12 protein-coding genes are annotated in these 13,023 nt (G+C 34.0%); 11 read left to right on the top strand and 1 reads right to left on the bottom strand.

Translation table 11 applies throughout. From position 1 onward, the window contains the following. Positions 1–36 precede the first annotated feature (36 nt). The 4 genes from RM51_RS04200 to RM51_RS04185 all read left to right on the top strand — a co-directional run bounded on the left by RM51_RS04200 (position 37) and on the right by RM51_RS04185 (position 4,282). Positions 37–897 carry a helix-turn-helix domain-containing protein gene (locus RM51_RS04200; protein WP_039365499.1) on the top strand — a complete coding sequence of 287 codons (861 nt, stop codon included), beginning with the start codon at positions 37–39 and terminating at the stop codon, positions 895–897. A 154-nt stretch (positions 898–1,051) separates the two neighbouring features. Then, positions 1,052–1,975 carry an alpha/beta hydrolase gene (locus RM51_RS04195; RefSeq protein WP_039365497.1) on the top strand — a complete coding sequence of 308 codons (924 nt, stop codon included), beginning with the start codon at positions 1,052–1,054 and terminating at the stop codon, positions 1,973–1,975. Between the two features lie 28 nt (positions 1,976–2,003). After that, the gene (locus RM51_RS04190; RefSeq protein WP_052248387.1) at positions 2,004–3,026 is read left to right on the top strand and encodes an alpha/beta hydrolase family protein; all 1,023 of its coding nucleotides are present in this window, start codon (positions 2,004–2,006) and stop codon (positions 3,024–3,026) included. Between the two features lie 89 nt (positions 3,027–3,115). Then, complete coding sequence (locus tag RM51_RS04185) at positions 3,116–4,282, top strand: cytochrome-c peroxidase (RefSeq protein ID WP_039365495.1); 1,167 nt, start codon at positions 3,116–3,118, stop codon at positions 4,280–4,282. 268 nt (positions 4,283–4,550) lie between these two features. Here RM51_RS04185 and RM51_RS04180 read toward each other — a convergent pair whose 3' ends face one another. Beyond that, entirely contained in the window at positions 4,551–5,750 is a 1,200-nt protein-coding gene (locus tag RM51_RS04180) for an MFS transporter (protein ID WP_039365492.1), read from the bottom strand. Positions 5,751–6,007: 257 nt separating this feature from the next. Between RM51_RS04180 and RM51_RS04175 the strand changes: the two genes are divergently transcribed. The 7 genes from RM51_RS04175 (at position 6,008) to RM51_RS04140 (ending at position 12,971) form a co-directional block, all read left to right on the top strand. Further along, the gene (locus tag RM51_RS04175) at positions 6,008–7,264 is read left to right on the top strand and encodes an aminotransferase class I/II-fold pyridoxal phosphate-dependent enzyme (RefSeq protein WP_039365490.1); all 1,257 of its coding nucleotides are present in this window, start codon (positions 6,008–6,010) and stop codon (positions 7,262–7,264) included. Positions 7,265–7,269: 5 nt separating this feature from the next. Then, on the top strand, positions 7,270–7,908 hold the full coding sequence (locus tag RM51_RS04170; RefSeq protein ID WP_039365489.1) for a TetR/AcrR family transcriptional regulator: 639 nt from the start codon (positions 7,270–7,272) through the stop codon (positions 7,906–7,908). 91 nt (positions 7,909–7,999) lie between these two features. Continuing rightward, positions 8,000–9,085, top strand: a complete 1,086-nt coding sequence (gene dnaX / locus RM51_RS04165; protein ID WP_039365487.1) for a DNA polymerase III subunit gamma/tau — start codon at positions 8,000–8,002, stop codon at positions 9,083–9,085. Between the two features lie 293 nt (positions 9,086–9,378). Continuing rightward, positions 9,379–9,699 (top strand): hypothetical protein, encoded by a 321-nt coding sequence (locus RM51_RS04160; protein ID WP_039365484.1) that lies wholly within the window; start codon positions 9,379–9,381, stop codon positions 9,697–9,699. A 386-nt stretch (positions 9,700–10,085) separates the two neighbouring features. Beyond that, positions 10,086–11,165 (top strand): chorismate mutase, encoded by a 1,080-nt coding sequence (locus tag RM51_RS04150; protein WP_039365482.1) that lies wholly within the window; start codon positions 10,086–10,088, stop codon positions 11,163–11,165. A gap of 127 nt (positions 11,166–11,292) precedes the next feature. Then, the gene (gene rsgA / locus RM51_RS04145; protein ID WP_039365481.1) at positions 11,293–12,219 is read left to right on the top strand and encodes a ribosome small subunit-dependent GTPase A; all 927 of its coding nucleotides are present in this window, start codon (positions 11,293–11,295) and stop codon (positions 12,217–12,219) included. Positions 12,220–12,554: 335 nt separating this feature from the next. Further along, complete coding sequence (locus RM51_RS04140) at positions 12,555–12,971, top strand: nucleoside-diphosphate kinase (RefSeq protein ID WP_039365479.1); 417 nt, start codon at positions 12,555–12,557, stop codon at positions 12,969–12,971. The last annotated feature ends 52 nt before the right edge of the window (positions 12,972–13,023 follow it).

The following is a 13,023-nucleotide window of genomic DNA, read 5'->3' as shown; positions in this document are numbered from 1 at the left end:
TTTCATTAGTATTTTTGAATATTAAATTAAATGATAATGGAAAAACGGATATTCGATTTAAAAGAATTTGCAGATTATCTTAATGTAAAAGACATTAAAAATAATGATCTGCACATTATCAATTATGAAAAAGAAAAAAATATACGGCTTCATTCCGATCCTGTAACCATAGATTTTTATTTGCTTGCCATAAAACCGCCTTTGGAAAAGAATTATATAGAAACCGTTCATATTGAAGATCAGGGGAAATCGTTTATGTATATGGACTCTCCTCAAAATACGTTGGATTGGGATATCAATATACCGACTTCAGGTTTCAATATATTCGTAAGTGCCAAATACATCAATCAATTGGCTAAAAACTACAATTTTTCCCATTACAATAATCATGAAGCGCTTTTTCTTACTAAAGATGAAGAACTAATCATTTGGGATTTGTTTTCAAAAGTATACGATGAGTTTGAGAAACCTCAGTATTCAAAGGATATTATTATTTCTTATATAGGTTTAATACTTTCTTATACGCAGACCTATTACAATCGCCAGTTCGATACAAGAAGTAAGATGTATAATAAAGTGATTGAAGAATTTTATCAAAACCTGAAAGAATATTTTTATAAAGATGTGGCTGGATTGCCTTCTGTTGCTTATTTTGCTGAAAAAGCGAATCTTTCTGCCAATTATTTTGGGGACCTGATCAAACACTTTACAGGAGAAGCTCCGATAGATCATATTCATAATTTTGTGTTGGAGCAGGCGAAAGATAAGCTCAGAAATACGGATTTATCAATCAGTGAAATTTCATATAGTTTAGGATTTGATTATCCCAATTATTTTGCAAGGTTTTTCCGGAAGAAAACAGAAATGTCTCCCAAGGTTTTTAGAAATCAAAAATAGAGTAAAGCAGTTGAAAGACTGCTTTTTTTGTTTTTTAGAGAAATAAAAACCAATCTGTAAAATGTATCTGTTTTCAGGTAAATTGTTTACGTTTCCAGACTTGTACTCTCTATACCTTTGGATTATCAAAATAGAACAACAAAAATAAATAGTTATGATACAACAAAAGGTAAACTTCAGAAACACGAACAACGGAAATATTACAATGGCAGCTGTAATTAATTTTCCGGAAGGATTTAACGAAAACCAAAAATATCCTGTGATTGTAGTTTCACATCCGGGAGGTGGTGTTAAAGAACAAACTGCAGGTTTGTATGCAAAAAAGTTAGCGGAGCAAGGATTTGTAACGATTGCGTATGATGCTTCTTATCAGGGAGAAAGTACAGGAGAGCCTCGTCAATTAGAAAATCCTTATATCAGAACAGAAGATGTAAGTGCGGTGATTGATTATATGACCACTCTTCCTTATACAGATCGGGAAAATATTGGAGCGATGGGGATTTGCGCCGGAGCAGGATATACTGCAAATGCGGCTATCAACGATCATCGTATTAAAGCAGTAGGAATGGTAAGTGCAGTGAATATAGGTTCTATGTTCAGAAATGGTTGGGAAAATAATGTAAAAGATGCAGATGCTTTACCCTATTTGGTGGCGGGTTCTAATGCAAGAACTGCGGATGCCAATAATCCTGAAGTACAAACAATTCCGTTAGCACCTCTGAAAGAAGAAGATGCTCCTAATGAAGAATTAAGAGAAGCTTGGGAATATTATCATACAGATAGATGTCAGTTTCCTACTGCACCTGGATTTGCTACTGCGAGAAGTCTTTCTCAAATTATTTCTTACGATGCTTATAATAAAGCAGAAGCTTTTTTTACACAGCCACTATTAGCGATCGTTGGAAGCAATGCGGGAAGTGCATGGATGAGTGATGATTTGCTAAACAGAGCAGTTTCGTCAGATAAAAGTAAATATGTGGTAGAAGGAGCTAATCATATGTCTCTCTATGATAGAGAAAATTATGTAGAAGAAGCGGTTAATGAGCTTAATCAATTCTTTAAAAATACACTTAAATAATTCCAAAATAAAAAATTAAAATAGAAAAATGGAAAATCAAATACATCTTGCTGGAGCCGAACAACAGTCGACAGGTAAGCCTAGAATATCAAAAGAAAATTTAGAAAAAGCAGCTGAGCAGCTTAATATGATCTCTCCCGAAGATTATGCTAAAATTATGGGAATGGTTGGGATTGTAAAACGTGATTTCAGAAGCATATTGCATAAAACACCTGATGATTACAATATGGAAGGTTGGGAAGATATTTATTTCCCGGCAGATGATGGAGTTCCTTTAAGTGGTTGGTATATTCCGGCAAAAGGAGGAGAAAGTGATAAATTAATTATTTTCAATCATGCTTTACCAATGTCTCGTGCCGGATTTCAAGGGCATTTAGGAGAACCTTTCAGCAACTTTGATAATGTAGAAATTGATTTTGTAATACAAATGAAGCATTTAACGGATGCAGGCTACAATGTTTTGGCTTACGATATCAGAAATCACGGGCAAAGTGGATCAGCTAATAATAATGTGTCGGGAATCGGTTTGCTGGAATGGAGAGACTGCGTCGGAGTGAAAAACTATGTAGACAATCATCCAAGATTAAGTAAAATGAAAGTAGGGTTGTTTAGTCAATGTATGGGAGGCTGTTCACAATATGTGGCAATACACAAACGATCTGATCTATTCGAAAATGTGACTTGCATGGCGAGTCCGTTAGTTCCGTCAATGGGAGCTATTTATCAGGCATTCTCAGAATTGCAAGGTGTTTCTCAATATCTGGAACTTTTAGATTTGGAATTGATGAAAGCTGGAGGTTTTACCAGAGCAGAAATGGATCCTAAACTCTTTACAGCTAAAATTAAAATGCCTTTGCTCATGTGGCAGGTAAAAGAAGATGCTTGGACGAAAAATCCGGAAGATGCACAAGCTACATTCGATACCATACCAAGTACGGAAAAAGAATTGTACTGGATAGAAAATACCCCTCATCGATTTAAAGACGGATACAATTATTTCGGAAGAACGCCGGAGAAAGTACTTGCTTTTTTTGATAAGCATATGAAATAATCTTTTACAGCCGTGATCATATTGATTGCGGCTGTCTTTTATTTCAATATAAAATTAATACCTATTTTTGCTGAAATTCGTCGGAAAAAATGAAGAATACGCTAAGCTGGGTTTTAGTTTTATTCCTTACCGTTTCACTTTTGAATAACTGTCTGAGCAATAAAGTTCAGAAAGATATTGAGCAGAAAAAATCTTTCATCGCCAAGTTGAGAGAATTATATGCTTCCGGTGATTCTTCAAAATGGCCTGTTCCCATGCTGGATGAAGAAGCAAAACCTTATTTTTCAGAGATAGGACACCTTCCCGATATACAATTTCCAAAAGACAATGAATATTCTTCAGAGAAAGAATTGCTAGGAAAAACTTTATTCTATGATCCGCGTCTTTCGGGTTCTAATCAAATTGCGTGCGCCTCTTGTCATGATCCTGAATTAGGGTGGTGTGACAATAGGATGGTTTCTTTTGGCCACGACAGGCAATTAGGAACCCGAAACGCAATGAGTATTTTAAATACAGCATATGCAACCTCATTATTTTGGGATGGTCGCGCTTCTTCATTAGAGGAACAATCTGAAATGCCTATTCAGGATCAAAAAGAAATGAGTGAGCATATTGATATAGCTGCAGGAAAAATTGCTAAAATAAAAGGTTACGAAATATTATTTGAAAAAGCTTTTGGAGATAAAGCAATAACAAAAGAAAGAATTGCTAAAGCTATTGCTACTTTTGAAAGAACGATAAAAAGTTCTCCAAGTAAATTTGACCGTTTTATTGATGGTGAAATTAATCTTTTTACAGATAACGAAATCATGGGGCTTCATTTATTTCGTACAAAAGCGCAATGTATTAATTGTCATAATTCAGGGTATTTTTCAAATAATCGTTTTGAAAATATTGGAACCTCTTTATTAAGTTCAGAACAAGAAGATCTAGGAAGATATTTGGTTACTAAAAAATCGGAGGACGTAGGTAAATTTCGTGTGCCAAGTTTACGTGAAGTGGTAAGAACAGGACCTTGGATGCATAACGGATCTTTTACTTCTTTAGCAGATATTATTCAGATCTATAACAAAGGAAATCCGGAACCTTATAAAAATCGAACAACTGTTCATAACGGGATTGAATTAACTTCCCAAAAATCTGATATGCTGAGATTGTTGGAGTTAACGGATGAAGAAGTAATGCAGTTGGAAGCATTTTTAACGACTTTATCTACAAGAAACCAGAGAATTTCTCCACCTATTTTACCTAAATAGTATAAGAAATATAAAAAACAAAACCCACAATCATAACAATTGTGGGTTTTTCGTAAATAAAATATATAATTAAGATTTGGGTGCTTACAAGCTATAAATTCAAAAATTTGTTCTTGATGTTTTTATAAACTTACTCGTACAACACGTTGCAAATACTATGCCTTAAATTCCACGGATTTGTGATTTTTCGTAAAATTAATTGAAGAAAATTGTTAACATATTCATTATCTGTAGGAAAAATATGTGATATTGGAAAATCGACTCACTATTAAGAAGGTTGTTTAGAAAATAAAAGTAGTTTTCCAGATAAAAGAAATGCAATAAATAGGATGGAAGCAAGCAAGCTTACAAAAAAAGTCCATGAAGTAGCGTGTAATAAATAACCTGTTCCGCTCCCCAGAATACTTGAACCAAAATAATAAAACAGCCAATAGATAGAAGTTGCAGAAGATTTTCCGAATTTCGCCCGAATAGCTATCATTTGACTTGCCATAGTGTGTGCAGAGAAAAAACAGAGCGTAAACAACGCTAAGCCTATTATGAGAAGATAGATGTTTTGCGAATAGAAGAGAAATAAAGAGGCGAACATCGTTAAAATTGAAAACTTCAGGATGTTTCTTTTCTCATAATGTTTTGATAAATAACTTGTGAGCATCGTTCCGAAAACTCCGAAAATATACATTAAGAAAATTAAAGCGATAAAATAATGGCTCAATGAAAATGGAGGAGCTTCAAGTCGGAAGCTTAAATAATTATAAATACTTACAAAAGTACCCATCAATAGAGCCGCAATACAGAATAAAGATAATAAAAAAGGATCTGAGAGAAACCGTCTCATTTGTTTGATCTTTAAAGAGTAATCTATTTTCTGAGGATGAAAAAAGCGTGAATTTGGGAATATCTTCCAGAAAACTAAACCCAATACAAGACTTATAATTCCAATGATCATAACAGCGTTTTTCCAGCCGTATTCTCCTGCTAAAATGGTTGTAGAAATTCTTCCGCTCATTCCTCCTATCGTATTTCCGCTCAGATACATGCTGATCGCAAGTGCTATAGACGAAATTTCAACTTCCTCGGTAAGATAAGCAAGTGCTACAGCCGAAACGCCGGAGATTACAAAACCTTTCAAACATCCGATTGCAATTAAAATGCTGAGATTAGGGATCCATGTCGAGATAAAAGTGAGTAAGGCAGAAGAAAGAAGAGAAAAGACCATTAATTTTTTCCGCGAGTATGCATCCGCTTTAAAGGCAAAGAAAAAAAGTCCTGCAGCCATTCCGATGGTGGAAGAAGAAACCAAAAGAGAGCTGTTTCCGGCTCCCGCATTAAAATATTCACTTACTAAAGGAAGAAGAGGCTGAAAAAGATAAAGCTGTGCAAATACAGAAAGACCCGATAAGAAGATACCTATTTTAATAAGCTTGAATCTGTAACTTTTTTTGCCTGCTTTTTCTGAATCATTCATAATGCTGTCTTCTTAAAGAATAGTTTTGAAAAAACACAAATTTCCGACTATTTTTTGAATGCATAAAATAATAAATTTTGATAAAATCGATAGGTAAAATTGATTGTGATTTTAATTTTTAAAGCAAAAGACAATCTAAGGGGTAACGTGCTGTAATTGTGGATAAAAATATGCTCATATTTTGAAAAAAAAACAAAAAAGTAAAACGATATAATGTTATATTTGTTATAAATAACTCACAAAACTAATAATTAAGGATGAACATAGATTTTACAACAGCGACTTTTAAAGATTTTGAGAATATTGCAGGATTAGATATGATGGAAAGGGCGAATGTTTATTATGATTTTTTAGATTATATGAAGTCTAATGGGCATCGTTATAGACTACAAAATAATACCGGATGCAGCTCAATAATGAACGTTACTGCAGAGAATACTACAAAAGAATTTATAAGCTTCGTTACAAGTGATTATTTAGGATTTACACAACATCCTAAAGTAAAACAAGCAGCCATTGAAGGGGTAGAAAAATATGGCGCAGGAACTGCAGCCACTCCACTTATTGGAGGATATTACTCGTATCACAATGAGTTGGAAGAAAAAATAGCCACTTTTTTTGGTAGAACCCAGGATGAAGCTGTAATTTTTACTACAGGATATACAGCAAATAGTGCTACCTTGCAGATTCTTCTTCAGAAAGAAGATATTGCTATAGTAGATATGGCAGTACATGCAAGTGTATATGAAGGATGTATTCTGACAAACAGAAAAACATTCCCACATAATAACTTAGAAGCTTTAGAACACATATTAAAAACTTCAGAAAGTCAATACCGTACCAAGTTGGTGGTTATTGATGGAGTGTATTCTCAGGATGGAGATACAGCCCCAATTGAAGAAATATATAAATTAGTAAAAAAATACAATGCATATTTAATGGTTGATGACGTGCATGGAGTAGGGATTTTAGGAAATACAGGAAGAGGAACAATTGAAGACACCGGTTTACTGGATAAAATTGATATCATTACAGGAACATTCAGTAAAACATTTGGTAATTTGGGAGGATATGTAATTGCTAATAAAAAATTGACTAATTTTATCAGGTTTCAATCTCGTCAGCAGATCTTCTCTGCAACTACACCACCTCCTACAGCTACAGGAATCATTAAAGCTATTGAATTAATAGATGAAGAGCCGCAATGGCGCGCTAAACTTTGGGATAATATCAATTACTTCAAAAAAGGATTAGATGATATGGGATTAGATACAGGAACTACCTGTTCAGCCGTGGTACCGGTGAAAATTGGAGATCCGCATATTACGGGTGATGTGGGTAGACTTCTTTTAGAACACGGAATCTATACAAACCCGATAATTTATCCCGCAGTAGCGAGAAAAGACGCCCGTATTCGTATGAGTGTTACCGCTACACACGAGAGAGAGCATCTTGACAAAACGTTAAATGCATTTGAGGATATCAAAAATAAATTGCATATTGCAAAAAAATAATAAACATGCCTAGAAAAGTTGTACAAGGTCCTATCAGAGATAAAGAGAAGACCAAACAAAAGTTATTAGCAGCAGTTGGCAAAATTTTACGAGTTAAAGGTTATTCTGGACTAAAAGTAAGTAAAATTGCTGCGGTAGCGGGATTTGATAAAAAACTAATCTATGAATATTTCGGAAGCACCGATAAACTGATTGATGAATACATCAAGTCTCAGGATTATTGGAGTAGAGTGAATCAGGAGAACGTGGAAGTCGATATTTCCGACGGAGGTAAAGAATTGTCTAAAATGGCTATTCTAAGCCAATATGATAATCTGAAGAAAAATAAAGAGCTTCAGAAGATTATACTTTGGGGACTTTCGGAAAGTAAGCCTATCCTTAAAAAGATTGCAGATGAAAGAGAAGAGATGGGAGAGATGCTTTTTTCGAATATTGTAGATCCTTATTTTGGACCGGAAGATTCTGTAAGATATAGAGCGATTACTGCACTTTTGGTTTCTGGGGCTTATTACCTTAATCTTTATACAGGCTATAATGCAAGCAAGTTCTGTGGTATCGATTTGAAAACCGACGAAGGAAGACAGGAAATTGAAAAAGCGATCGTTGATATTATTGATTATGCTTACCAGAAAAAAGAGAAATAATAGCCTCTATATTTTGTAAGAAAATAAATTTTGTTGATAATTTGAAAACTTAACACTTTCAGATTAAAACTTTATTTCTTATTTTTGACCAATGGAAAATTTTATTGTATCTGCAAGAAAGTACCGCCCACAGGAGTTTGATACCGTTGTTGGGCAATCCCATATTACAGATACTTTAGAGCATGCTATTGATGAGAACCAATTAGCTCAGGCTTTGCTTTTCTGCGGGCCGAGAGGAGTTGGTAAAACTACTTGTGCCAGAATTCTGGCAAGAAAGATCAATGAAAAAGACGGTTCTGTTTCAGAAGACGGTTTTGCGTATAATATCTATGAATTAGATGCTGCATCTAACAACTCTGTAGACGATATCAGAGAATTGATAGATCAGGTTCGTTTTGCTCCTCAGGTTGGTAAGTACAAAGTGTATATTATCGACGAGGTTCATATGCTGTCTTCTGCGGCTTTCAATGCCTTTCTTAAAACATTGGAAGAACCGCCTGCTCATGCCATTTTCATTTTGGCAACCACAGAGAAGCATAAAATCATTCCTACGATTTTGTCTCGTTGTCAGATTTATGATTTCAAAAGAATCACCATTGAAGATATACAGAGTCATCTTAGAAATATTGCTCAGAAAGAAAATGTACAGTATGAAGATGATGCACTATATTTAATTGCTCAAAAAGCGGATGGAGCATTAAGAGATGCTCTCTCTATTTTTGACAGGCTTTCTACTTTCTCTCAGAAGAATATTACGCTAGCTAAAGCGGCAGAAGTATTAAATATTCTGGACTATGATCAATATCTTAATATTGTTGACTTAGCAAAAGAGAATAAAATTCCTGAAGTCTTGTTCTCCTTCAATGAAATCGTAAAAAAAGGATTCGATTCTCATATTTTTATTGCAGGATTAGGCAATCATTTCAGAGATTTAATGATGGCTCAAAATGCTTCAACAATCGAATTGATAGAAGTAGGAGAGCAGACGAAAGTAAAATTTGTAGAGCAGGCTCAGAAATGGAATGCTCAACAATTAATTGATGCGATTGAGATATGCAATCATGCGGATATTAATTACAAAAATTCGAAAAACCCTAGGCTTACTGTAGAAATAGCTTTAATGCAGTTGGCTTCTTTAACGGCTAATGGAGACGTTACAAAAAAAAAAAGTTCTTAATATTAGCTCCGTTTCTTGAAGAAAAACTAGAAGTTAAACTTCCTGTTCCTGCAGTACAAGCTCAGGAAGTAAAAGAGAAAAAAGTAGAAACGGAAGTTTCTGCACCGGAGGAAAATGTTATAACAAAAACTTCAAAACCTTTATCAAAACGCCCGTCTTCATCTGGGTTTAGTATCAATTCTTTTATCAATAAAGAAGAAAAGGTAGAAGTAGACGAGACTGTCTCCATAAAAACTGAAAACTTACCGCAAAACCATTTCACAGATACTGATCTTCAGGCTGAATGGAACTTGATGCTGAAACAACTGCAGAGAAAAGATCCCTTTATTTTCAATGCTGTGAAGACTTTCAAAATGTTTAAATCAGATGAGCATCACATTACGGTTTCTTACCCTTCAGATTCTGCTAAAGTAGAGTTTGATAAGATAAGTGGTGAGTTTTTTAATCATTTTAAAACAAAAGTTCATAACTATTCTATTAAAATTGAATACAAAAGAGACTTCGAAAATTTAAAGGTAGAAGTCATGACTAAAAGGAAAATTTTCGAAAAATTTATAGAAAAAAATCCACTTCTTAAAGATCTTGATGATTTAATGAGGTTTGATTTGACATAATTTTTATATATTTGTCAAATATTTGAGCGAAAAATCATTTTTCGACAAATACAAATTAATAAAGAATAGCTAAAATAGACGCTTTAACAATGAAAAATTTGTTTACATCTTTCTTGTCTACTTTTGCACCCGCTAATTATTTTAGCGGTTATTTTAGCTTTTCGTTTACCTATTTTAGAAATTTCAGAAATTATTACCGATTTTATTGGTACTGCTAATCTGAATTTCTTTCTCAAAAAATACAGGAAAACTGAAATCTCTTTCATTTAAATTCCTGATTCCTTTAAAAACTTTAACGGCATTTTTTGAAAAGAATTATAAAGTAATTTTATAATGCATTTCCTATGGATATTAACTCACAAACAAAATTAAAATAGAATAAAGATATGAATTTAAAAGACCTAAAGAACGAGTGGATTAATGACTTCGCTCAACCGATGATGATTGCCGGACCATGTAGCGCGGAAAGTGAAGCTCAAATGTTGGAGACAGCCAGAAGAATGAAAGATACCAATGCGCAGGTTCCAATCTTCCGTGCAGGAATCTGGAAACCAAGAACAAAACCCAATGGGTTTGAAGGAGTAGGGGTAATTGGGCTAAACTGGCTTAAAAAAGTAAAAGAAGAATACGGATTCAAAACAGCAACTGAAGTTGCCAATGCACATCATGTTTTTGCAGCGTTGGAAGCAGATGTAGATATTTTATGGATTGGTGCTCGTTCTACAGTAAACCCTTTTACAGTACAGGAAATTGCTCAGGCCTTGAGAGGTACAGACAAAATAGTTTTGGTGAAAAACCCGGTAAATCCTGATTTAGCTCTATGGATTGGAGCTTTAGAAAGACTTTTAGGACAGGGGATTACCAATTTAGGTGTGATTCACAGAGGGTTTTCGACGTACCAAAAAACAAAATACAGAAATAATCCAAACTGGCAGATTGCATTAGATTTCAAAAGCCAGTTTCCGAACATTCCAATGTTGATCGATCCTTCTCATATTTGTGGGAACAGAACAGGTTTAGCAGATATTACTCAGGAAGCTCTGAATGTTGGTTACCAAGGTGCAATCATTGAGACGCATTGCAATCCTGATGAAGCTTGGAGTGATGCTTCGCAGCAAATCACACCGGAAGTCTTAGCTGAATTGATTGGTAATTTGAAAGTTAGAAATACAGACTTAGCTGGATTTGAAGGAGAAATGGGAAGACACAGAACATTGATTTCTGATCTTGACTTTCAATTGATTGAATTACTTTCTCAAAGAATGAAAATTTCTGAGAAAATCGGTAAGCTTAAAAAAGAGAACGATATTGCAATTTTTCAACCGGAACGTTGGAAGGTAATCACGGAATACGCCGTTCAAAAAGCACTGGAAACAGGAATGTCTCAGGAATTTATTGAAAAAGTATTCAAAGCAATTCACGAAGAATCTATTGAAGTTCAGAATAATATTATGATCAATAGGTAGTAGTTTTTAGATTTTAATTAAATAAGGCTTAGTTTTTAGGGAAATTTGAGTATAAACAATTCATTTCTCTAAAATACTAAGCCTTATTTCTATCTCCTAATTCCTTATATTTGCAGCAATATTGTTTATGAAAGGAAAAGTCATTAAATCTACAGGAAGTTGGTATCAGGTTTTAGAAATGGAAACCGGAAAAATTTTTGAAGCCAGAATTCGTGGAAAATTTAAATTGATTAAAACCAGATTGACGAATCCACTCGCTGTAGGAGATTTTGTTGAATTTCAACTGGAACAGGATGACATCGCTTGGATTACCAAAATAGAACCCCGCCGAAATTACCTCATCAGAAAATCGGTAAACCTTTCAAAAGAAGCCCATATCATTGCGTCAAACATTGATTTGGCATGCTTTATCTTTACTTTAAAACATCCTGAAACTTCTTTGGGGTTTCTGGATAGATTCTTAGCATGTTGTGAAGCTTACAATATTACTCCGCTCATTTTATTCAATAAAATTGATGTTCTCAACGAAGAAGAAATTGAAATTGTAAAAGATATAGAATTCCTTTATAATGAAATCGGATATGATTCTTTGGAAATTTCTTCTTATTCAAAATTAAACTTAGATCAGTTACAGGAAATTCTTAAAGACAGGACTTCTGTATTTTTCGGGCATTCAGGATGTGGAAAATCTACTTTGGTCAATGCATTACAACCGGGGTTAAATTTAAAAACCTCTGAGATTTCTGACACACACTTAAAAGGAAAACATACAACTACTTTTGCTCAGATGCATTTTTGGGACTTTGGCGGAAATGTAATAGATACTCCCGGAGTTCGTGAGTTTGCAATGATTGATATTGAAAAAGAAGAAGTTCAGCATTATTTTCCTGAGATTTTCAAGAAAAGGGAAGAATGTAAATATCACAATTGTCTTCACGTGAACGAACCTAAATGTGCCGTTTTGAATGCATTAGAGACAGGAGAGATTCAACATTCCAGATATTCTACGTATTTAAAGCTGATGGAAGAGGCAGAAGAAGCTTCTTTAAAATAATTTTAATCTAAAATTTTTAACGCTCTTTATTGTGTTATTGCTTTGTAATGAAGCAATAAGTAATTGATTGTGTTTTATATAGTTAAATTATTTGTGAAATTGATAAAAAAAAACGACATTTTTTAACGATATAAAAAAACCCAGCCGAAGCTGGGTAAAAACTAATAACCATGAAAACTCAAATTAAACATGAGAATCGGAATAGAATAAACAATTACTGTGCCAAAAAATGCATTATGAAATTCTCAAAAAGTTAATTTTATGTTAAAAAAAAATTAAAACTGAAATCGGATATTTTTTTGTAATTTTGATGACTTTAAAAAAATATAACATTTATGTCTAACATTACATTCACTATGATTAAGCCGGACGCAGTTGCAGACGGACATATCGGTGCGATATTAGGTAAAATCTCTGAGGGAGGCTTTAAAATTAAAGCTTTAAAATTGACTCAGCTTACAGTTGCTGATGCTAAAAAATTCTATGAAGTACACGCTGAAAGACCATTCTACGGAGAATTGGTAGAATTCATGAGCTCAGGACCAATCGTGGCTGCTGTTTTAGAAAAAGAAAATGCAGTTGAAGATTTCAGAACTTTAATTGGCTCTACTAACCCTGCAGAAGCTGCAGAAGGTACAATCAGAAAAATGTTTGCAAGAAGCATTGGAGAAAATGCTGTGCATGGTTCTGATTCTGATGAGAACGCTCTTATTGAAGCTCAGTTTCATTTTTCAGGAAGAGAAATTTTCTAAGAAAAAAGATTTCAAAATAAAAAGTCCGGAGAATTTTCTTCGGACTTTCTTT

The organism is Chryseobacterium taiwanense (assembly GCF_000813825.1).
GTDB classification, from domain to species: domain Bacteria; phylum Bacteroidota; class Bacteroidia; order Flavobacteriales; family Weeksellaceae; genus Chryseobacterium; species Chryseobacterium taiwanense.
The sequence above is the reverse complement of the archived record's forward strand: the minus strand, read 5'-3'. Positions and strand labels throughout refer to the sequence as shown.